We start from the raw sequence: 22446 nt of genomic DNA on the forward strand, positions 1-22446 counted from the left end.
AGGTACCCCACAGCCAATAAGCATTACACAATCACAGTAGTGCCCGATGCAAAACGAAAAAGGGAAAACCATCAGGATAAAAAAATGCAGTGTTCCCTCAGTAGGGGCAAAACAAATTTATGAAGCCCTGGGGTATAAAACCGTACCATACTATATGAAAAAATCTGTGTTACCCGAAATATGAATATTTTAAACCCATACTACTGGAATACAGAATTTTATGATAGTAAGATAACAAGTTGGGTTATCCTTCGGAATGGTAAACTTCAAAGCTCTTACCTGCGATGTAGCCGCTCGTAAATGCTCAACAACTACCTTTTCTTTATCTAATAAAATCGTTCCGCTTTTCATTGAAATATTTCAGGAAAACAACTCGTTAATGTCGTTTTTATTCAGTTTTTTAAGGATGTTTTCGTCGGTTTGAATAATGTCGCCGGCGATTTTTTTCTTTTTGTTTTGAAGTGCAATGATTTTTTCTTCCACAGTATTTTTGCAGATCATGCGATAGGCAAACACTTTTTTGTCCTGCCCGATTCGGTGACAACGGTCGATGGCCTGGTTTTCAACCGCTGGATTCCACCACGGGTCAACAATGTAAACATAATCGGCAGCGGTTAAATTCAACCCTGTACCACCGGCTTTTAAACTAATGAGGAACACCCGCAGGTTTTCATTCTCCTGGAAATTATTTACCGACTGTTCGCGTTGTTTGCTACTGCTTTGCCCGTCGAGATATTCATATTCAATGTTGAGTTTGGCCAGTTCGTCCTGAATTAACCCCAGCATTTTTACAAACTGCGAAAAAATCAGGATTTTATGTTTACCCGTTTTGTCGGTAATGTGCCGTATGATTTCCTTAATTTTTACCGACTGGTTTTCTGTTACTTCATCAGAATTCAAAAGCGCCGGCGAGTCGCAAATCTGGCGCAGGCGGGTTAACGCTTCCAAAACCATCATTTTCGATTTCCCAATCCCCTCTTCTTCAATTTTATTGAGCAGCCGGTTTCGGTATTCGTTGCGGTAGGCATCGTAAACGCGGCGTTGTCCGCTTTCCATTTCGCAATACAATATATTTTCGGTTTTGTCGGGCAGCTCTCCCGCTACTTTTTCTTTAGTCCGGCGCAAAACAAAAGGATTGATTATTTTGTTCAGTTCGTCCGCAATAACCTCATTTTCATCTTTATCGATCGGCACTGAATAGTTCTCCCTGAATTTTTGCGCACCCCCAAAAAAGCCGCGATTGGCATAACTCATTTGTGCAAACAAATCGAAAGTGCTGTTTTCGATAGGCGTTCCGGTAAGCGCAATTTTATTGTGGGCATTTATCAGGCAAGCTGCTTTATACCGGTGCGAAACCGGATTTTTAATGGCCTGCGATTCGTCGAGCACCGCATAATTGAAAGGGAATTTGCCAAGAATTTCAATGTCGCGGAGCAAAATTCCGTAGGTGGTAAAAATCAGGTCGTAGTTTTTAAATTCGTCAGTATTCTTTTCCCGATCGGGACCATAGTAATAGAAAGCCTTTAATTTCGGAGCAAATTTTTTCAGTTCATTCTCCCAGTTAAAAAGCAAGGAAGTTGGCACCACAATCAGGTTGACACCCCTGTTTTTATTTTTTTGTTGTTGCAAAAATGCCAGCACCTGCAGAGTTTTTCCCAGGCCCATGTCGTCGGCCAGGATACCGCCCCACTGCATTTCGTCCAAAAAATTGAGCCAGTTGAGCCCCTCTTTCTGGTAGTGCCGCAAACCGGCTTTTATTTGTTTGGGAACTTCGGTTTCGCTAATGTTGGTGAAGTTTTTCAAGCGTTGTCTTTTTTCGGCAATCTCCTGCAAAATGCCGGCATCGTCAATATTGTCAAAAAGTTCGTCAACCACTGAAAACCGCAGTTTTGAAATCTCCAGTTTGTCTTTATTAATTTCGCCGTTTCGGAAATATTTTTCGAGTTTATGCAACCATTCCGACGGTAAAATGCCCACAGAGCCGTCGTTTAGCTGAATGTACCGCTGTTTGTTAATTACGGCTTTTTGGATGTCGCTCAGTGTAACCCGGTTATCGCCAAAACGCACAGCAATATTCACTTCAAACCAGTCCTGCCCCGAAGTTACCGATGTGTTGATTTTTCCCTTGAAAGGTGAATATTTGAAGTTTTTCAAATCTTTCAAACCAAATACTTCAACATTAGCCGTTTGCAGTTGGTCGAAAAACTTATAAAACCACATATCTTTTGTGAAATCGCTGTAGTGCAGGTAAAATAATTTCCTGCTTTTCTGGCTTTCAAAATCGGGGTGCAATTCGGCAAGCGAATTTAGAAAATCGTTTTCCAGTTCAAAATTCCGCTTGTATTCCGTTATTTCATCGCCATTTTTTTGAAGGATGTTTCCCGTGGTGCTTAAAACTGCCGAAACATCGTGGTCGTATTCCACGCTCGGGGTAAAAACAACGTATTCATTCTGCTCCGAAAGAAAAAGCTGTTTTTTATGAAAGTCGAGTTCTACCGCCCCGCTTTTAAAGGTGCCTTTTTTAAACTGCACTTCAAAATTTTTTGAAACGGGTTCTATTACATTTTTAAAGAATTCGTCTTTGTGGGTAGCAACCATTTTAACTTGTTCGGGAAATTCAGCAATCATTTGCGCCACCTTTTCATTTTTGGCAAAATGGTAGGTTTTTCCGGTTACAAAAATAAAATTGCCTGCTGCTTCCGACCGCTGTTTTTTTCTGTTTCGCAGCTCATCTCCAATTCTGATTTTCAGGGATAACGTTAAAAACTCCTTCTTTTTGGAAACCTCAAAAACAGCATCAGCCGGCTCGGGAGAAAGTGTAATTTCAATCAAATCTTTTTTCCTGATTTTGTATGCATTATCTGCCAATCCATACACAAATTTTTCAGTGCGCAAATATTCAAATGCCTTTTTCATTAGCCGAAAATCGTTGCCTTCGCTATTGTCAATTTCGTCGATCAGCCGCAAAAGTTTTTCTGCATTTTCGCTTTTGCTGATGATAAACCGCTCATCCATTCCCTCATCGTATTCTTTAATGTATGTGGCCAGTGCGGATGGATCGTTTTTGCGGGTTTTGCCCACAATGGGAACTATTTCGTACCGTTCATTCAGGTCATCTTCATAAAAATCGTTGTAACCGCCTTCGTAACTGCTGTAAAACCGGTATCCTTTTTTAAGCACAAAACCCAATTCACGTTGCTCTGCTTTTTCGGGAAGTTCGTTAAAGAACAGTTCATTGTCATTCAGCTTTTTCAGCAAGTCCGTAATATAATGATCGTCATTTTGGGTTACCGGAATTAATCCTACTCCTTTTTTTGAAGGGTAAAACATCAATCCGTTCTGTTCTGTAAAAATGTAGGTAAAGTATTCGTTGAAATTGGTATTTTCGGGCAGTCCGAACCTGGTTAGTTTTTCCTTTTGTGCTGCCAGTACCCTGCCGCTAAACACTTCTTCGAGCAAATTGGGCATTGGCGAATTGGCAATCAGTGTCAGGCAAAGCGCTTCGTCCGCCGTTAATTTTGTCGATTTTACTGCCTGCGGCGAGGTCACATAAACCTTTCCATCTTCATCCAGGTAAAACTTAACGTTGGCATCAGCCCTGTTGGCAATAAAAGTCACTGAATCATGTGTAATCTCAACTGAATTGTAACTAATATAACTACCCTGGTACATCAGTTGTGCAAAAACGCGCGCAGAAGTATTTCTTTTAACAAAGTCTAAATCAACATGCTGATAACCGGGAATTTCAAATCCCAGGTTTTTCCTGTTTTCATTATTAGCAGGCAATGTAACCGTCGATTGTTTTTGATATTGCAAAGCTGATTGCTCACCGAGATTGTCCGACACAAAATGCAATGCCGCAACCGCATGTTTGCATATACTTCCCCAGTCGAAAGGACAGGTGCAACTGGTTTGAATGTTTTTTGAATTCACCCCTTTTACCAAAACCTGGTATTTTTTCGAACCTAAAACTGTAAACTTCCAACTGTCGTTTTTTTCAGTGTATTCATCAAAAAACACCTTATCGTTTTCATATAATTTCCTGCCACGGCCAGCCACAGCGGCGGAAGTGTAGAAATTAATGTGCCTTTTTATGTGCTCTTTTAAGTAGTAGTTGTCGGTGCTCATTAAATGCTGTTTAAAATCGGAACTCAAAATTCGGAAAATGAAGATTCAATAATACGGTTTTCAAATTTTCATGCAAATAAAAACAGAACGAATTTATCCGGTTTTTATTCACCTTTATTTTGATCTCAGACAAGCATTTTTTGATAAAACAACTCATCTTTCCAGCCTGCCGGGGTTTTCAGCCAGCTTGTTTTTGTCCCGGTTTTTACAAATCCTGTTTTTTCAAACAGTGTAATTGATTGGTGATTGTCTTCGGAAATATTGGCGTAAAGTTGTTTGAGGCCGAGCACATTTAGAGAGTAATCAAAAAGTGCGCTCAATGCGTCGGTCGCATAGCCCTGATTCCGGTCTGCGGTTTTATGAATTAAAATGCCCACACCGGCGCGTTGATGATACGGCTCAAAATCAAACAAATCAACTGCCCCCACCGGCCGGTTTTCTTCATTCTGAATAATCAGCCGGAGCTGCTTGGTTTCATAAATATCTTTATGGGAATTTTTGATGTATTCGGCCAGGATGTACCGCGAAAACGGCGTTTTGGTGTTGCTCATCTCCCAGATTTTCCTATCGTTTTCCCACTGGTAAAGCAAGTCTATGTCTTCCGGTTCCAGCGGACGGAGGGTTATATTTCCGTATTGCAAAGAGTCTTTCATTCAATCATTTAATAATGAAAACGACATTGAATAATAGTTAAAGTATCATTTTCAATTTTGTACACCAAACGGTGGGATTGGTCAATTCGACGCGACCAATAGGACGATAACTCATTTTTCAAAGGCTCCGGTTTTCCAATCCCTGAGAAAGGAGTCCGCTCACAACTTTTGATGAGCATGTTTATTCTTTTCAGCACCTTTTTATCCGTCTTTTGCCAAAACAGGTAATCTTCCCAGGCCGATTCATGCCAAAGTTTTTTCATCTGCTATTTCAAAAGTTCCTTCTCAGATACTTTTCCTTTTTCAACATCATCTACAGCATCGAGCAACCGTTCACGGTTGTTTTTAGTGCTTAGTAAATACTGTGTTTCCTGAAGTGAGTTGAAATCATCCAGCGACATCATCACGACACTTTTACCTTTTGAACGATGAACGACAAGAATATCACTATCTTCGCAAACCATGTCGAGATTAGTTTTTAAATTCTGTCTTAATTCTGAATAATTAACCGTTTTCATATTGATCTGTATTTTGTACAAAAATACGTACTTTTATTATAAAAAACAATAGCTACTTATCCAGCTTCTTCCATCCCTTCCACACGATTTCCGCATCGGTGAACACGTTGTAATCGCGGGCATACAAGATGTTTAACTGTTGAATTTTAGCCGTTTCAGCAGGAGGTGTTTTAAACATGTCGGCCAGAGAAAGGATTCCCGGTTTCAAAGCAGGAAGTTTTTCGGGAGTCGCGGAATCCGGGATGTATGCCACCCACGTTTTTTTACCGGTTAAAACTTGAAAAGCATTTTTTAAGAACCGGCCTTTTCTGCTGAAAAACCAAACCAAAAGCGGACTGAAAACCAGCAGCAGGCAAGCAATTGTGATATCAAACATCCTTTTTTTGCGGCGGTTGGCCGGTTTCGAAATGGTATTGATATGCACCACATACAAATCGCCGGCGGTGTTAATGGAATTACTGCCGATGATACTGACACTCTCGGGCGGGGCAATTTTAAAATCGATGTCGAGCGAAGTGAGCTCGAGCATGTACCGGATGATTTCACCCGAGCTGATGCTGCCCGAACAAAAAATAATTTCGTCGAGGCGATTGATACGTACAATTTCATTCAACTGATTGACTGAGCCGATATAATTTTCGCTGAAATCGGAATCATCGAGTGCAATAAAACCGGCAAAATCCGATTTAATTTGTGTTTGCTGTAGCAATTCTTTCACCCGCCCGGCCTCTTTGGGATGACCGGCAATGGCTATTTTTTTTGTCTTTTTTATGTCAATTCCAAACGACCTGATTTTCAGCCAGTGGAAAATTAGCCGGTATAAAATCAGAACAACTACAGCCCAGGCAGTACCAAGCAAAATAAGTGCGCGCGAAAACCGAAAACGTTCATCAACCAGCGAATAAACCAGTAAAATGGCAATTGCTCCCCATAAAACTCCGCGGCCAACATTGAATAAATTGACGGGTTTTTTGTATCCCCCGGAAACAAAAATGGCAAGCAGCCAAATGAGAATATAAACCGGCACCACAATTTGCATAAATTCAGGTGGATAATAACCCAGTTCAAATTTATAATTTTCCCACAAAGGAGTGAGAATGAGATAGCCGGCGAAAATAAAAAGTCCGTCGAGCAACGGAACCGAAATACGACTGAATACCCGTTTTACCACCGAAAGAAACGCCCGGAAGTAAATAGCAAGGTGTATTAAAAATGAAAAAATGCTTGCCCGCCCACCCGAAAAATGTTTCTGCGCAAAAATTACCATCGCTTTATAAAACACTTTCACATAATTCAGCGATCCTTTTTTGGTACTTTCTCCCTTGTAGTGAATAATCGTGGTATCGGGGAAATAGTAGTTTTTGTAGCCGCCCTGGGTTATCCGGTAAGAAAGGTCGATGTCTTCGCCATACATAAAAAATGTTTCGTCAAGCAGCCCCACTTTTTCGAGCGCTTCTTCACGCAGCAACATGAAAGCGCCGGCCAGCACATCCACTTCATGGATTTCATTCTCATCGAGGTAAGAAAGATGGTATTTTCCGAATTTCTTCGATTTCGGGAAAAGTTTCGACAAAGCAAAAATTTTGCTAAAAGCCACCCAGGGAGTGGGTAATCCGCGTTTCGACTCGGGCAGAAAATTGCCTTTTCCGTCAATCATTTTTACACCCAGACCGCCTGCCTCAGGGTGTTCATCCATAAATGAGATTATTTTGCTGAACGTATCTTCTTCCACCACCGTGTCGGGGTTCAGCAGTAAAATGTATTTTCCGTTTGCCTGCCGGATGGCCTGGTTGTTGGCTTTTGAAAATCCCACATTCTGCTTGTTTTCAATCAACCGGATAGTGGGAAATTTCTCGCGTACGAGTTGCGTGGAACCATCGACCGAATTGTTGTCGACCACAAAAATTTCGACATCGATATTTTTTGAAGCTTTTTGCACCGAATGCAGGCACTGCTCCAGAAAATGTTTTACGTTGTAGTTGACAATTATTATCGAAAGTTCCATTTAATCAGTTAGGCATTAAAAATTCAAATGTAACATTTCCATTGGATAACGTAAAACCTCTTAGGTTTTCTGATTTTTGAGATGCACTATTTTCCCACCGAACTTTCGTAAAGCACGCGATTGGTCAGCGAACGCCCGAGTGTAATTTCATCGGTATATTCCAAATCGTCGCCCACGGCCACTCCCCTCGCCAGGGTGGTTACTTTCACCGGCTTGTCCTTCAGTTTGCGAAAAATGTAAAAATTGGTAGTATCGCCCTCCATGGTGGTGGGAAGCGCCAGTATTATTTCCACAATATCCTCATTTTTCGAACGCTCAATCAGTGAACCGATTTCCAGTTCATTGGGGCCGATTCCGTCCATTGGCGAAATTATTCCCCCCAACACATGATATAATCCGTTATACTGGTGCGTGTTTTCAAAAAGCATTACATCACGTATATTTTCCACTACACAAATCACCGAATTGTTACGCGACGGGTTGGAGCAAATCTGACAGACATCGCTGTCGGAAATATTGTGGCAAATTTTGCAATGCTTGATTTCGCTGCGCAACTGAATCAGGCTTTCGCCAAACGCTGTCACCTCTTCTTTATCGCGACGAAGCAGGTGCAGCACCAACCGAAGGGCACTTTTTCGACCGATTCCCGGAAGTTTGGCAAATTCATTAACGGCATTTTCCAACAGCCGTGACGGATATTTTTCTATGTTCATCGATGTTAATGATTTATTATTCTGTTTCTTTTTTAAAATCGCCTGGATTTACAACCGTCGAGGTTACCTGGAGACGATAATGTATGATCTGAGCAATTTTATCTTCTTCAACTGCAAGCAAATTTATCCCTGTAATATCTTCGATGATGTTCCTGCTATATTTTTCTGTGTTTTTACTCATCATCTTTAAATTCAAGGTTTCCTAAAAATTCTGTTCCGTCGTCTGAAAACATTATTTCTTTGTTCTTTATACGTTCGGTAATCTGCTTTGTCAGGAATTATCAGTCCCCGGCTTTCCAACAGTTCTATCTGTTTTTCAAATCGTAAAGGTGGTTTCGTGTACTTCATAGAAAGTGTATAAAAACAGAAAACCCGCTCGGGTGCGCTTCGCAATGAGAGGCGTGGCAGGTATTGTTGAGAACAACAATAACGGTATTTCGTATTATTAAACAAGTTTTTTAACATTTAATATTTTCCATTAACAATTTAAAAATCATATTTTCCACTCCGCCAATTCCTCCACCCCCGCCTTTTTGTAATCTTCCCGCGAAATAATGCCGGGCAGTTCCGGGTCAACAATTAATGCCTCATCGTATGTGAGTTCATGTAGTTCATTGGCTATAATAAATCTTTAATTTTCATCCTCCGTCTGTTCCTGATATGAGACCAGTTCAGATATGTCAAATTTAATATTTAATGCCCTTTGCATTTTTGCGAGGGTAAGCATATTGATCAACTTGTCTCCGCGCATTAATTGTGTGATATAAGATGCAGATGTGCCCACCTTTTTTGCTAACTCTTTACGAGACCAGTTCTTTTTTTCACGTTTCCGCTCAACAATATCCAAAAAACGAAACATGATAAGTTTTGCTTCATTATCCAGTTTGTCTTTCTCTGTAAGGTTGTCGAAAAGTTCGTTAAAGGCATTTAATATTTTGTCGTCTTTAGCGGATTTCATAATCGTAGCCTCCTACTTTATTGATAAGGTTTATTTCTTTGGATTTATTCTTTTTGTTCTTTTTACCCGGATGTAGCTCCGATGCTATCACTACTGTTTAGAATCAATAGCTATTTGCCGTTTACCATCATCAGAACTTCGTATTATTTTAGCTTGTCTTTTCACACCAAAATTAAGCTATAGGTTAATTACTGCAAGTTTTCAACACTTTTTTGTTGATTTATTAACAATTCTTATCATTTGCTGCTAACTATTTTCTTTAATTTCCCACTCTGCCAACTCCTCAATTCCTGCCTTTTCGTAATCTTCGCGCGATATAATGCCGGGCAGTTCCGGGTCAACTATCAGGTTAACTGGGATTTCAATTTTTAATATATAGCAGTTATTTACAACTTCTGCAAGCAGTTTCTCCTGGTTGGTTATGAATTCTTTGCTCATTGAAAAAGGCTTGTGCTGATTGTAAAGTCTCGAATTTACAAAATATAAAACTTAAAAATAAGTAAATGATTATTCCTCATGCAAAAATATTGATAAATTAGCTGTCTAAAAGTATTTCTAAATCAATAAAAATTTTAATTATGTCTCAAAAATCCAAAAAATCTTTCTCCCGCCGCAATTTTATAGGAACAACAGCCGCAGCTTTTGCAGGAATCAGCGTTATTCCGAGCCATGCCGTTGCCGGCCTGGGGCACACGCCACCAAGTGATAAACTGAATATTGCCGGCATTGGAATTGGCGGAAAAGGAAGTGTAAATCTCCGCAACATGCCCGGCCAAAACATGGTTGCTATGTGCGATGTGGACTGGGATTATGCAAATCCTGTTTTTGAAGAATATCCAAAAGCCAAAAAATGGAAAGATTACCGCAAAATGCTGGAGGAACAAAAAGACATTGAAGCAGTGGTAATTGCTACTCCAGATCACACACATGCTGTTTCGGCAGCCGCTGCAATGGAATTAGGAAAGAATGTTTACCTGCAAAAACCGCTAACTCATTCCGTATGGGAATCGAGGTATTTAACTGAACTGGCCCAAAAAACCGGAGTGGTTACACAAATGGGCAACGAAGGCCACTCCAACGATACGGTTTACGAAGTGGCCGAAGTGGTGCAAAGCGGCTGCCTCGGCGAAGTAAAAGAGGCGCATGTTTGGACCAACCGGCCCATCTGGCGGCAGGGAATGCCGGCTCCCACTGAAGAAGTGAAAGTTCCGGACACACTTGACTGGGAACTTTTTATAGGTCCGGCCAAAATGCGTGCATACAATCCTGAATACCACCCGTGGATTTGGCGGGGCTGGTGGGATTTCGGTACCGGTGCCCTGGGCGATATGGGTTGCCATTTGTTAGATGTGCCAAATTATGCCCTTCAACTTGGTGCCCCCACAGCTTTCCAGTCCAGTTCTTCGCTGGTGAATACCGAAAGCGCACCCGTTTCGGCACAGGTAACCTACAAATTCCCGGCACGTAAAAACCTGCCTTATTGTGCATTGCCCGAGTTAAATTTAACATGGTACGACGGCGGGCTGATGCCGCCTCGTCCTTTCCACTTACCGGTGGATGCGCCCATGAACCCGGGCGGCGGATTTATGCTGGTGGGAGAAAAAGCCATTTTAATTGCCGAAAGTTACGGTGCCAAATGGAAAGTTTACAAAGATGGTGAAGAAATAGTTCCGGAAACAAGAGTGAAACTGGAGCGTATTCCGGATGCCGAAGAAGGCGGCGGCCGCCATGAAATGCACTTTGTAAACTGCTGTAAAAACGGTGGTAAACCTGCATCCCGTTTCGAATATGCCGGGCCGTTTAACGAGATGGTAGTAATGGGCAACCTGGCAGTGCGAATGCAGTCGCTGCAAAAAACATTGCTCTGGGATAGCGAAAATATGAAGGTGACTAATATTTCGCCCGACGAAAGGCTGAGTACTACTAAACTTACTCCTTTTTCATCGGATGTTGTTACACTCGACGTGGAAAGACAATCAAAGGAAACGGTAAGGTGGAATGCACAGGAAAAATGCGAGGAGTGGATAAAACATACTTATAAAAACGGCTGGAAACTCGCCTAAAAAAATAAGAGGGTGTTCAAAAAAATTTGGACACCCTCTTTATCCTTTTAAAACTTTCTTTTTTAATCTTCCGAAACCGACTGTGCATCGACCACGGCAATGGCTACCATGTTAATAATTTCACGTACCGAGCTGTCGCGTTGTAAAATGTGCACCGGTTTTTTCATCCCCATCAGCACAGGACCAATGGCTTCTGCCATTCCGAGCGATTGCATCACTTTGTAGGTAATATTTCCGGAACTGAGGTTGGGGAAAATCAGTGTATTGGCATCTTCATCGCCCAGTTTGTTAAACGGGAAACGCTTATACCGCAGTTTGCCGTTTAATGCATAATTGGCCTGCATTTCACCGTCCACTTTCAGATCGGGATATTTTTCGTGCAACATTTCCACCGCTTTTTTCACCATAACCGGGCTGCCCTGTCCTTTAAAAGCCCCAAAATTGGAATAAGAAAGCAGGGCAATTTTGGGTTCAATATTAAAGCGTTTCACTTCATTGGCCGTTAAAATAGTAGTATCGAAAAGGGTTTGCGGCGACGGATTCATAGTTACCGTGGTGTCGGCCAAAAAAATCGGGCCGTATTTGGTTATCATAATATACATTCCCGCGATGTGATTAAATTCTTCTTTCACACCGATCACCTGAAGTGTTGGCCGGATGGTATCGGCATATTTTCTTGAAAACCCCGAAATGAAAGCATCAGCTTCGCCCGTTTCAACCATTAATGCCCCGAAGTAATCACGGTTGTAAGTTTTTTCCAACGCCTCATCGTAGGTCATCCCCTTACGTTTCCTTTTATCGTAAAGGATTTTAGCAAGTTTGTGCCGCTTATCTTCTGAAACAGATTTGTAGGTATCGATAATTGGCACGTGCCCCAAATCGAGCTGATTCTCTTTTATAACTGCTTTTATTTTGTTCTCGTCGCCCAGTAGAATTGGGTGTGCAATTCCCTCATTTACAACAGACTGCACAGCTTTCAGCACTTTGAAGTTATTCCCTTCGGCAAATACCACTCGTTGGGGATTCTGTTTTGCTTTGTTGCGTATGCCCATTATGAGTTTGTTACTGATCCCCAAACGACTTGTAAGTTCCTGTTTATAAGCTGTCCAGTTTTTTATGGGTTTGCGTGCCACGCCTGTTTGCATGGCGGCTTTGGCCACTGCCGTTGATACCGTTGTAATTAATCGCGGATCGAGTGGTTTGGGGATGATATAATCTTTGCCAAAAACAATATTCTGCTTATTGTAGGCGCGGGCAACCATTTCCGGAACATGCTCCCTGGCAAGACCTGCCAGTGCTTTGGCTGCTGCAATTTTCATCTCTTCGTTAATGCCGGTAGCCCGCACATCGAGTGCTCCGCGGAAAATAAAAGGAAAGCCGAGCACATTATTCACCTGGTTGGGATAGTCGCTGCGCCCGGTAGCCATAATAATATCTTCGCGGGCAGCAATGGCATCTTCATAGGTAATTTCCGGATTGGGATTGGCCATGGCAAACACAATGGGGTCGGCGGCCATCGATTTCACCATTTTTTGGGTTACCAGCCCCCCTTTTGAAACTCCAAGGAAAACATCGGCACCAACCATGGCTTCTTCCAGTGTGTTTAGTTTTCTTTTGGTTACAAACTCCTGTTTGTATTTATTCAAATCGGTGCGCGATTCATTAATTACTCCCTTACTGTCGCACATCACCACATTTTCAGGTTTTACTCCCATGCTGACGTATAGCTTCGCGCATGAGATGGCAGCGGAACCTGCACCACTTACTACAACTTTAATATCTTCAATAGATTTTCCGTTTAGTTTTAAGGCATTTAGTAAGCCCGCGGCTGAAATAATGGCTGTCCCATGCTGATCGTCGTGAAAAACAGGAATATCCAGTGTTTTTTTAAGCGTTTCTTCAATTTCAAAACATTCAGGTGCCTTGATATCTTCGAGGTTAATTCCGCCAAATGTAGGCGAAATGGCTTTTACATGTTCAATGAATTTTTGCGGGTCTTTTTCATCAACTTCAATATCGAAAACATCCACATCGGCAAAAATTTTAAACAGTAAACCTTTCCCTTCCATCACCGGTTTTCCGGCTTCGGGGCCAATATCGCCCAACCCCAGGACTGCTGTTCCATTGGAAATAACGGCAACCAGGTTCCCTTTTGCAGTATATTTAAAGACATTGTCGCGGTCTTTCTCGATTTCGAGACAGGGTTGTGCCACACCGGGTGTATAGGCCAGCGATAAATCGTACTGGGTGTTGTGTGGTTTTGTCGGGACTACTTCAATTTTCCCCGGCCGGCCTTTCTGATGGTAATTTAGTGCATCAATCCGATTGATTTTTGACATAACAAGTATTTTTTGATTTAGCATAAAGGTAAAAAAAATTATAAAAGGAGGATATTCGTCAATTTTGGGAATAATTACTGAATTATTTTATCACTCCAAACACCAACATTATTTGCTTTTGCTGTATGCTGGCATTCAATAAAATGTTCAGTAAATTTAACGTTTGGTGGATATGTTGAAATTTGTGCCAATCCATTTAACAACAGTTCTTCGTTTAAAAATAAATCATCAACATAAACATAAGCCAGTAAGCGTTGATACATATCGTATAATTGAACATCGAATTCAATTTTTACCTGTTTACCCTCGATTGCATTTTTTGTAAACACTGTTGCTTCAGGTCCAAAAGGCTCAACTTCTTTTCTCGGATGCACAGTCTCAGGGGTATCAATCCCGATTAATCGAACTCTTTCATCTGTATCAAGAACAAAAGTATCGCCATCAATTACTCTTTTTACATTTACAAGATAGGATTGATTGGGTTGAAAACCAATTGTTGTATTTTCAGATAAATAACTACTTAATTTGAGGAGTTGAATATTAACTGCAAAATTTAAATTTGCCTCTCCCACACCTGCTGTTGTAATTCCAACAACTTCTCCTCTCATGTTCAAGAGTGGCCCACCACTACTTCCGTGGGTAATTTCAGTCGTTGTTTGAATTAAATTCTTATTGTCCCTGTAACCTGAAATTATTCCTTTTGAAAGTGTATGTTCAAGACCCCGTGGATTTCCAATGGCAAAAACATCTTCTCCTATTTCAGGATTTGAACGAGCAATAGGTATTGGAGTGAAATTAATCTTATTACTTGTTTCAACTTTGAAAATGATGTAATCCTCCTCACTATTTTGTGCCAGCATCTTTTGAACTTTTAATTCCTGACCATTTGCTGTTTTTATAATTTCCAAGCCCTTTGATGTCCCTTCAAAAACATGATAATTGCTAACAGCAATACCATCACGAGATACAAAAAATCCGGTTCCCTGGTAACCTTGTTCTCCATCTGAAGTAAAAACCAAGAAGACTGCTGACTGATATTTTTTGAATAGTTGATTTAACGGTAATTCAGTTGATTGTGTTTCACTTTTTCTTGGTTGTCTGTTTACAGGCTCATTATTTGAATAAGCTGTAGTATTCCTTCTTTCAGACTGGCTTTCTGCTCTACTTCTAATACCAGATTGAGAGCAGCCACGACAACTGGATAAATTAAAAAAAATAAAAAGAAAAATCAGTTCTAAAAAAAAAATCCATATTTGAGAGAATTTACTTCTCATTAGTATTTATTTTTCGAGTTTCCATTTAGAAGTTATTTGAATAGTAAAACGTCTGTTAAGTTGTTCATTTTCTTCTCTGGATAAACCAAAATAACCACTCCCGGCTAGAATAATTTCACAATTAGGAGCTAATTCTCTAAAGTTAATTTCCTTATCCTTCCAAAAATTAAAAAGAGCTAATGCTCTTCTATAGCTTAGTCGATAGCCAGCATCAGGGATAGTTATCCAATTATTATTAGTTCTTTGGGTATTACCTTCGATAATTAAAAAATAAAAAACATCTGGATTTTTCTTAATTAATGAATCTATTCTGTTATAAAGTAATTTTCCCGCTTTTCTTACTTGCTCTCTTTCATTCTCTGATATAGCATCGCTATAAATGTTATCATCATTATAATCAAAATTCAAATCGACTAACATTTTATACCGAAAATTTTCATGGTCAAACGAAAAATATGTTGAATCTAATGTTCCCAATGCTGTTTGTATATTCTCTATCTCCTTTTTTTCCTTTTCCAAAACAGTTATTTTGTCTCCAATCTTAACATTTTGAGAATGTAAATAACCAACTGTAACAACAAACAAAACAAGCATAACAAAAAATAAACTTGTCATTAAGTCAGAATACCCAATCCAAAAAAAATTTTTCTTTTTCATTTCTTTAATCCTATACGAGACAAAAATCCTTTTTTCTTAGGAGAACGTTCTGGATTTCCTGCTGATTTTCTGTTGCCATTTTTCCCCAATTTCTTTTCAATATCAACTAACTTTTGCAATAACTGCTGATCGGCTTTTGAAGAATTTAATTGCTCAATATTTTTATTTAATTGGTTCAAATTTTCGATAAGCCTTTTACTGTTTTCATAACTTGCTTGTTGTAATAAATGAGTATTTTCTTTAATTGGTGGGAGTTCTTGCAAATTATCTAAGTGTTCAAATTTGGGTACAGCATTACTATAAGAACTTCTAAATGCATCAAGATGCTCAGACGTAATTCTGTTTAATTTTTCTCCAATTTTTTCGTATATTTCTGTCAGTTTTGATTCATCCCTGTTAGCTTTTATATTTAAAAGTTGAATTCTATTATCAATCTCTTCTTCCAGTTTAGATGTAATTTCTTTAAAATGTGACTCTGCTTCATTTACCACTTTATCAGTTTCTAGTTTTGCTGCATTTACGGCATTAACAGCGTTTGTGCTAAGGCGCTCGATTTGTTCAAAGTGATTTGTCAAAAATTTAGTTAATTCATTAGATTCGGTAAGTGTTTCATATATCTTATCAGCAATTTGATCAACGTTATTGGAACGGGAAGCAAAATGTTTCAAATTTTCCGCAATTTTTTCCATTGATTCCAAGTACGATGTAAAACTTGCAAATGCCTCCATATTTCGTTCAAGTTGACCAAATACCTCAAGATTAAACCGAGATAACTTTGCAACATCCAACCTATCCACACTTCTGATGAGATTTTGTTGATCTTTTATGTTTTCCGAAGATTGTCTCACTGCAACATTCACCTGTGAAACAATTTCAGTTGCCTTTCTTGAAAAATCATTAAGACTTGTTTTTAATCCTGAAACTCCGGAATCTTCAGCTTCATAAAGCTCGGGCAATAATTCAGCTTCCAAATGTGTTAACTGTTCATTCTTTTTATTTAAAATATGTCCTTTGGCATGCTTATAACTGAAGGATGAAAGAATTGTAGTAAAGAATAATCCCAGCATACTGGCAACCATTGCAATTTTCACCCCGTCAATCAATGGATTTATCATTTGGGAAAACAATTTTGATTCTTCACCACTTATAGTTTCTGGCATATGTGGAATTGCCCAAAGGCCAAATATTATTCCCACCATAGTGGCTCCTAACCCAAGATAGAGAGGAGTTGGTAAAGAATTAGAAATTTCTTCATCTTTATTTTCAACTTCCCTTTCAACAATATCTTTTATTAGGCTGAAATTGACAACTGCTGCATAATTTCGAATCAAATATTGATTTAGGGCATTTTTAATTTTTAAAAGAATCTTATTATGATCACTACCTTGAATAATTGCAATTTTTTTAAACTTTCTACTGGAAAATTTTTGTTCCCATGTATCATCATCATATTCTGTTTTAAAATGGATTTTTGAAATTAAATGATTGTTATTCTTTAAATCCCTTTTTTCAATAAAGCCTGTTTTTACATTTAGCCGATCATTAAAAATGGATTTAAAAACACTTATTTTTCTGAGAGTCCGGAATGTAATAATTAATTGAATAATTATTATAAAAAACAATAAAATTACTTCAGCTAGCTGAAATCCATTTGTAATTTTGAATATGCCAAGGTTTATATTAATTTCATTTAATAAAAACATAATAATTATTAGCTTAATTTAAGTCTAACTTTTTCTTTTACAATCCATTTTCCTTCCTCCAATTTTACCTTGCCGGGTTTTATCAATGTGATATTTTGCGGATTTTTTATGTTAGAGTTTTCAAATTCACAAACTGGTTTAAGAAACAGGTCCATTTGGTTTAAAGCTCTTTTATCTCTATTGCCTGGTAAGTAAAAAAGATCACCTGTAGTTTCATCTTCTTTATATTCAATTTTGTACCATGTTGTTTCATTTTTGTTCTTCGAGCCCTTTTCTTTGGAAAAAGTTCCTTGTTCTGTCGGGACACTAAAAAAGACTGCTTTGGTAGTAGATTCTTTTGAATTATTAACTTCAAAATCAATCGTGCGTCCTTTATTATTATTTACAGAGTGCAAAGTATCATTCAATTTTTTTAGTTCTTGATCTTTTTTCCTTAATTGAGTTTTCATCTCTGAAATTATCTTTTGATTCTCTGCTTCTTTTAGATCTTCTTGGCTATTTTGAGTATTCATTTTCATTTTTCCCCTTTCTGGATAGGAAATTTCAGATCCAGTTCGATGGTGGGCTCGAAATTTTTTCTTTATAAAGAAAAAATAAAAAAAATAAGAAATTCCAACTGACGAGCTAAAAACTCCTGCCAGAAATACAGTCAAATATTCCCAAAATTCATTCCCAAAATTCATTTTAAAGTTTTTATAATTCAGATAATTTGTATGTAAGCTTATTTAAAACACCGACTAAAGGGTAGAAAAATAACGTTTCTTCTAATGGTAAATTCTCGTCGTTCTCTTCTTCTTTAGTTTTTACTTCAACTCCTTTTTCAAAAAACTGGATTAATTCATTCTCTCTCATTTCTCTAAAAATTTCGTAAGCTTCTCTCTTGATACCAAAAACATTATCTATCCTTGTGTTTTCAAAATAATTATCAAGTAATTCATAAAATTCAATTATTGATTTAACAAATGATTCTTTTTCACCATCATTAATTTGATTGTATCTCGGAACATCCTGAAGATTTTTTGAATCTACTACATTACTAACTGTTGGATTATTAACTCCACCAATCCAGAATTTAACAGGCGGTTGATTCAATATATTGTTTGTAAGTAATCCTCCTTTGCAAGTAATTTCTTTGGGAAAAGGAGCCTGCATTATTTCAATATTGGATTCTGTTTTATTAAAAACATGGTTAAAAATATTTTCAAATAAATTTGAAACATTTTCAAAATTTGAAGAATCCAGCAATGAAAGTGTTTTAGACCCCGTTCCACTAAACAAAATATTCTTAGGTGTTGTGGAATAATCTGCAAGCTTCATAAAACGAGCAACGTAAAAAGCTAAAGAAGAATAAAATAACAAAATACTCAGTTTTAAGCTCTGGTCATTTTTAATTAAATCTTCGTAATTAAATGATAATTGATCTTTAGCATTTAAAGAAAAAAGGAAACTACTGAAATCTGCTGAATCCCCACGCGCTTCAATAATATGTTCCAGAATTTTTAATTTATCGCTGTCATTATTTTCCAGAAATATTTTTGCTTGTTCACAAAATTTCTTTACGAACCCATTCCTTGAAGGACTTCCACCATACCCATCTCCAAAAATTGCATCACCAGCATATCTGAAAGAAGAAATAAATTCTGCCTGACCATGATCGAATATGGCTATATCAGAGCTTCCTCCTCCAACATCAATTGATACTGATAAACCTAAAACTCCCATCCTGTTGTGATAATAATAAAATGGAGCAATGCTTTCTGCTACTTTTTTGATTTGTTTTTCATTAGCAAATTTCCCAAATACTTTTTGGTAAAGTTGTTTCCATTTCTCCTCTAAAACATTTTGCTTATAGGTTGTCATACTAACCGGATGAAACCAGGTTATTTCAGTTCGGCTTAAATCTCCATTCTCAAGTAATACTTTAAAAAATATTAGCCAAAGTAAATATTCAATATACGCTTCTACCCTTTTTTGTTCTAAGGGGTCGTGATAATCGCTCCATTTCAATTTTGTATGAAGATTGAGATGTCTTTGTTTTAATTGCCGGTCGTATAATAAAAAATTATTTATATGCTTAAAGACTTCTACCGGTTTAGTAAAGTCTATATTAAAATTCTCTACTAGCGCTGTTCTTAAAGGAAATCCGTCATCATTTTGACCAAATGATAGTGGCATTAATTCCTGCTCAAATGTTTTTTCATTAATTATATAAAGTTGATCCGGATTTGAATGGAGATCAAGAAGTGATGCCCAATATGTTGATGGTGGAGAATTAGTTAATACATTTTCTTTTAATCCGGATTTTTTGTATTCAATATGTGTGTTGGTTGTACCAAAATCTATTGCAAATTTAAAGGAATCACCCCCCTGATGATATTTCTGAAGTTTTGGAATTATAAATGCTTCACCAAATGATTTGTGCAATACTTTTATTGAATCAAACTTTCCTTCAATGCTTTGATAAATGCTTTTTAAGGTACCGTCACCCGGACTACGCACCACTGAATCTGAAGATGTATAAGTTACTCCTTTTTCAAAAAATGAGATTGTCAAATCACCACTATTAAATTCTTGAGATTCAGAATGTAGTAATCCAACAGTATATTTTAAAGGAAAGCTTTCAACTCTCACGAAAGGTAGAATTGCTAAGTGTAGCTCAATATTTACCTGATCACTTTCATGATAAATCTTTTTGAAAGTTACATCACCTCCGGTCACAGGTATTTTTAAGCTGACTTCAACACCGCCGGTGCTTTGTTCATGAATGGTTAAAAGTTCTGGTATTTGCTGTACTTCAAAATATTGAAAAAAAGTTGAAGTCAATGGAAGTAAAAAGTTATTAGCCCCTGCTAATTCAAATTTATTTGAATCAACTTGGTAAGGCAGCTTCACAATTTTATCTTGTAAAAAATTACCTTTTGTTAACCAAGGATACCGATGCTCTTGAAAAGGTAAAACAGAATCATCTAATGCCTCATTATTGACTTTCAATTTTGGTGAATTAGCATCCCATTTCACCCCCGATGATGTATAAATATAGTTTTTATTAAATCGTTCATCTGGCAGAACTAATGGGGGGTACTCTTTTTCATACAAAGTTGATTGAATTAAAAAATCGCTTTCATTCTTGATTTTATCCTTCATGTCGGGTTCAGTCCCCAAAGGAATGTTAAGCACCTCACAGGTATCTCCAGGATTATTTTGAACTGCACATGGATTATAATGAGAATATGCATTTCCTGCAAGTTTATGAATATTATTTTGCATCCCTGGTGATAATTCTTTCCTGACAGAATTTAAATAGCTTGAGAATTCTTTAAAATATTTTGTAAATCCAGGATAAACAGATAACGAATAAATATATTCTATGAAAGAAGGTTCTCTTTGTGCTAAAGAATAATAATTTGAATCTAACATTACGTCAGCACCGCAATGAATTTCGGGACAATATTTTTGTGCATCTGGTGCTGCAAAAAATAATGTAGCCGGGGAAGTTCCTCCTAACAGTTCGCCTTGTTTGTTTAGAATAAAATAAAGTCTGTTAACTTTATCGTAATTATATATTTCTCCATCTTGTTCCCAAAAAACTGAAAGCGTTTTTGCCAGTTCAGTATGATTTTTATTAGTGGAATTTAATAAATTGGTTAGGCGTATTTCAGGTTCCCAGGAAATAATGTCAATCTTGTCTTTTAAACGATTAGAAATAAAAAAAATCTGACCAATATCCAAGGCATCAGAAACAAGTTTGTGCTGAGCCGTTTTCCCATCAATCCCGTTATCAGCAACCCATTTAAAAGCAGATTTAACCAAATCAATTTGAGCAAAAGGACTTGGAATAGAAGTAGCTATTTTTTTTCCGTCAGTATTTACTTTGCTAAAATCTGGTTTAATGGAGCGAAACCATCCGGTATCTTTGTTTCCTTCGTGTAAACGAAATACTTTTTTTTCCATTTTTATATGAGTTTCTGGTTAGCTAATATATTCTCAGTTGATTTTTGAAACAATTTTATGAATTGTGTCACATCATTTTCAGAATCAACTTTGTTGATCTGAATGCAATTTTCAATATCCAAAGCCTTAAAACTTTTACCATTTAGTAAATACCAATAACCTTTAGGTAATTTCCGCTGCTCATCAACAAATTCTAATGCATTATCTTTTGATATGTTTCTAAAAGGTGCAAATGCGGGTTTATTCGATGCCAATTCATTTATCCATTGATCGAAGTACTGATTAAAAGGAACAATTACTTTATTATAGAAATCATTACCGAAAAAGGTTTTGTTTACTTTTGACTTTTTCTGGGTCCATGCTGATGTTCCAAGGGCTTTATCTAAACCGAGAGATAAATAATTTGTAAAAAATTTATATTTGATCAAAGGTTTTCTTATAAGTGATTTGTTGCTGCTATTTAAATCACTAATTTTAATGGTGTTGGTTTCGTTTTCTATGCCAAATTCTTTAATCTCCGGAGGCGCAAAATTATTTGATTCATCAACCTGATAATTTTTGATATTATCGCAAAAATCAAAAATACTAAGAGCTCCTGCAAGTTCAAGAAAATGAGCTTTATTCTTTTGTAATCCTTTCCCTTCATTATTAGGATAAAAATCAGAATCTTGATTGCCAAGAAAATAAAGAGCATTTACAGTATTAGTCTGTTCAATAATAGTGCGGTTGTAATATTCAATTGCAATTTTTGATTTTTCAAGGAAGGTATCAGAATCAATTGCACTTTCTTCATCGTGGTTTACATTAAAATATGGAAGATAGGTAATGCCTCCAATAGGACTTTTTACAATGGATGCAATGCCAGGAATTGCAGTATTTATTGATCTTAAATTTTTTAATAGTAAAGGAAATCCTGCTGCGCCTGTCCCTCCAAATATTGAGTTAATAATAAAAACAGCATCTCCCGGATTAAATGCAGATCCAAAATCCTGAAAATCTTTTGATGAGGTAAATTGATTTAAAACGATTGAACCCATGTGTGGGTTCCCTTTAAAACCGACATCAAGGTTATCTTGAAGATTCTTCTCTGAGTAAAGCAATTTCAGAAATAACTTATCTCCACTGTCAAGGTTATTGAAGTCCAAATAATCTTCAAATTTGCTTTGATCCGTACCTGTTAATTGAAACTGAAAAAAACTTGGGTCAATTTTTTTTGATCCTGCAATATTGGGAAGTGATATAACTTCTTGTGCAAAAAAATCATCAGGCTGATGAATTTCATATCTGATTTCCTGATACAATTTTAAAATATCTTTTGTTCGATCTAAATCTCCATTGGCAATATCAGGATCAATGATAATTGGCACAACAGTGTCAAAACCATTGGGCAATTTGCAACCGGCAGCAAACAATAATGTAAGTGCTTTAAGTACTCTTGAGCCTGTTCCTCCGATCCCGAAAATAAACAATTTTGCCATGATTAA

The 22446-nt window shown here is 37.6% G+C and carries 17 protein-coding genes; 1 reads left to right on the forward strand and 16 read right to left on the reverse strand.

Annotated features, from left to right (window positions below):
• Positions 1–360: 360 nt before the first annotated feature.
• The 9 genes from ACTCNA_RS10570 to ACTCNA_RS10610 form a co-directional block, all read right to left on the reverse strand.
• Positions 361–4128: a DEAD/DEAH box helicase gene (locus tag ACTCNA_RS10570; protein ID WP_462947882.1), complete on the reverse strand. Its 3768-nt coding sequence runs from the start codon at positions 4126–4128 to the stop codon at positions 361–363.
• A gap of 125 nt (positions 4129–4253) precedes the next feature.
• Positions 4254–4781, reverse strand: coding sequence for a GNAT family N-acetyltransferase (locus tag ACTCNA_RS10575; RefSeq protein WP_462947883.1), 528 nt, complete (start codon positions 4779–4781; stop codon positions 4254–4256).
• Positions 4782–4789: 8 nt separating this feature from the next.
• Entirely contained in the window at positions 4790–5044 is a 255-nt protein-coding gene (locus ACTCNA_RS10580) for a Txe/YoeB family addiction module toxin (RefSeq protein ID WP_462947884.1), read from the reverse strand.
• Between the two features lie 3 nt (positions 5045–5047).
• A complete protein-coding gene (locus ACTCNA_RS10585; protein WP_462947885.1) occupies positions 5048–5320 on the reverse strand; it encodes a type II toxin-antitoxin system Phd/YefM family antitoxin in 273 nt (90 codons plus the stop codon).
• Positions 5321–5351: 31 nt separating this feature from the next.
• Positions 5352–7304, reverse strand: a complete 1953-nt coding sequence (locus tag ACTCNA_RS10590) for a glycosyltransferase (protein WP_462947886.1) — start codon at positions 7302–7304, stop codon at positions 5352–5354.
• A gap of 86 nt (positions 7305–7390) precedes the next feature.
• Positions 7391–8017, reverse strand: coding sequence for a recombination mediator RecR (gene recR, locus ACTCNA_RS10595; protein WP_462947887.1), 627 nt, complete (start codon positions 8015–8017; stop codon positions 7391–7393).
• Between the two features lie 16 nt (positions 8018–8033).
• A complete protein-coding gene (locus tag ACTCNA_RS10600) occupies positions 8034–8201 on the reverse strand; it encodes a hypothetical protein (RefSeq protein ID WP_462947888.1) in 168 nt (55 codons plus the stop codon).
• Positions 8202–8648: 447 nt separating this feature from the next.
• Complete coding sequence (locus tag ACTCNA_RS10605) at positions 8649–8975, reverse strand: helix-turn-helix domain-containing protein (protein WP_462947889.1); 327 nt, start codon at positions 8973–8975, stop codon at positions 8649–8651.
• Between the two features lie 246 nt (positions 8976–9221).
• Positions 9222–9413 (reverse strand): hypothetical protein, encoded by a 192-nt coding sequence (locus ACTCNA_RS10610; RefSeq protein ID WP_462947890.1) that lies wholly within the window; start codon positions 9411–9413, stop codon positions 9222–9224.
• Between the two features lie 140 nt (positions 9414–9553).
• Between ACTCNA_RS10610 and ACTCNA_RS10615 the strand changes: the two genes are divergently transcribed.
• Positions 9554–11038: a Gfo/Idh/MocA family protein gene (locus tag ACTCNA_RS10615; RefSeq protein ID WP_462947891.1), complete on the forward strand. Its 1485-nt coding sequence runs from the start codon at positions 9554–9556 to the stop codon at positions 11036–11038.
• A gap of 62 nt (positions 11039–11100) precedes the next feature.
• Here ACTCNA_RS10615 and ACTCNA_RS10620 read toward each other — a convergent pair whose 3' ends face one another.
• The 7 genes from ACTCNA_RS10620 to ACTCNA_RS10650 all read right to left on the reverse strand — a co-directional run bounded on the left by ACTCNA_RS10620 (position 11101) and on the right by ACTCNA_RS10650 (position 22440).
• Positions 11101–13377 (reverse strand): NADP-dependent malic enzyme, encoded by a 2277-nt coding sequence (locus ACTCNA_RS10620; protein WP_462947892.1) that lies wholly within the window; start codon positions 13375–13377, stop codon positions 11101–11103.
• Positions 13378–13451: 74 nt separating this feature from the next.
• The gene (locus ACTCNA_RS10625) at positions 13452–14651 is read right to left on the reverse strand and encodes a trypsin-like peptidase domain-containing protein (protein WP_462947893.1); all 1200 of its coding nucleotides are present in this window, start codon (positions 14649–14651) and stop codon (positions 13452–13454) included.
• Positions 14652–14657: 6 nt separating this feature from the next.
• The gene (locus ACTCNA_RS10630) at positions 14658–15308 is read right to left on the reverse strand and encodes an OmpA family protein (RefSeq protein ID WP_462947894.1); all 651 of its coding nucleotides are present in this window, start codon (positions 15306–15308) and stop codon (positions 14658–14660) included.
• Positions 15305–17011, reverse strand: a complete 1707-nt coding sequence (locus ACTCNA_RS10635; protein ID WP_462947895.1) for a hypothetical protein — start codon at positions 17009–17011, stop codon at positions 15305–15307. Before ACTCNA_RS10635 ends, ACTCNA_RS10630 begins: the two co-directional genes overlap by 4 nt.
• Positions 17012–17019: 8 nt before the next feature.
• A complete protein-coding gene (locus tag ACTCNA_RS10640) occupies positions 17020–17694 on the reverse strand; it encodes a hypothetical protein (RefSeq protein WP_462947896.1) in 675 nt (224 codons plus the stop codon).
• 10 nt (positions 17695–17704) lie between these two features.
• Positions 17705–20962, reverse strand: a complete 3258-nt coding sequence (locus ACTCNA_RS10645; protein WP_462947897.1) for a hypothetical protein — start codon at positions 20960–20962, stop codon at positions 17705–17707.
• Between the two features lie 2 nt (positions 20963–20964).
• A complete protein-coding gene (locus ACTCNA_RS10650) occupies positions 20965–22440 on the reverse strand; it encodes a hypothetical protein (protein ID WP_462947898.1) in 1476 nt (491 codons plus the stop codon).
• Positions 22441–22446 lie beyond the last annotated feature (6 nt).

It is taken from the genome of Tangfeifania sp. (genome assembly GCF_055108615.1).

What these genes read in the sequence shown, in the direction of transcription:
- ACTCNA_RS10640 (WP_462947896.1), bottom strand. Translation starts at nt 17,694, where the DNA reads ATGAATTTTGGGAATGAATTTTGGGAATATTTGACTGTATTTCTGGCA.
- ACTCNA_RS10645 (WP_462947897.1), bottom strand. Translation starts at nt 20,962, where the DNA reads ATGGAAAAAAAAGTATTTCGTTTACACGAAGGAAACAAAGATACCGGA.
- ACTCNA_RS10635 (WP_462947895.1), bottom strand. Translation starts at nt 17,011, where the DNA reads ATGTTTTTATTAAATGAAATTAATATAAACCTTGGCATATTCAAAATT.
- ACTCNA_RS10575 (WP_462947883.1), bottom strand. Translation starts at nt 4,781, where the DNA reads ATGAAAGACTCTTTGCAATACGGAAATATAACCCTCCGTCCGCTGGAA.
- ACTCNA_RS10630 (WP_462947894.1), bottom strand. Translation starts at nt 15,308, where the DNA reads ATGAAAAAGAAAAATTTTTTTTGGATTGGGTATTCTGACTTAATGACA.
- ACTCNA_RS10600 (WP_462947888.1), bottom strand. Translation starts at nt 8,201, where the DNA reads ATGATGAGTAAAAACACAGAAAAATATAGCAGGAACATCATCGAAGAT.
- ACTCNA_RS10615 (WP_462947891.1), top strand. Translation starts at nt 9,554, where the DNA reads ATGTCTCAAAAATCCAAAAAATCTTTCTCCCGCCGCAATTTTATAGGA.
- ACTCNA_RS10620 (WP_462947892.1), bottom strand. Translation starts at nt 13,377, where the DNA reads ATGTCAAAAATCAATCGGATTGATGCACTAAATTACCATCAGAAAGGC.
- recR (WP_462947887.1), bottom strand. Translation starts at nt 8,017, where the DNA reads ATGAACATAGAAAAATATCCGTCACGGCTGTTGGAAAATGCCGTTAAT.
- ACTCNA_RS10650 (WP_462947898.1), bottom strand. Translation starts at nt 22,440, where the DNA reads ATGGCAAAATTGTTTATTTTCGGGATCGGAGGAACAGGCTCAAGAGTA.
- ACTCNA_RS10610 (WP_462947890.1), bottom strand. Translation starts at nt 9,413, where the DNA reads ATGAGCAAAGAATTCATAACCAACCAGGAGAAACTGCTTGCAGAAGTT.
- ACTCNA_RS10570 (WP_462947882.1), bottom strand. Translation starts at nt 4,128, where the DNA reads ATGAGCACCGACAACTACTACTTAAAAGAGCACATAAAAAGGCACATT.
- ACTCNA_RS10580 (WP_462947884.1), bottom strand. Translation starts at nt 5,044, where the DNA reads ATGAAAAAACTTTGGCATGAATCGGCCTGGGAAGATTACCTGTTTTGG.
- ACTCNA_RS10625 (WP_462947893.1), bottom strand. Translation starts at nt 14,651, where the DNA reads ATGAGAAGTAAATTCTCTCAAATATGGATTTTTTTTTTAGAACTGATT.
- ACTCNA_RS10605 (WP_462947889.1), bottom strand. Translation starts at nt 8,975, where the DNA reads ATGAAATCCGCTAAAGACGACAAAATATTAAATGCCTTTAACGAACTT.
- ACTCNA_RS10590 (WP_462947886.1), bottom strand. Translation starts at nt 7,304, where the DNA reads ATGGAACTTTCGATAATAATTGTCAACTACAACGTAAAACATTTTCTG.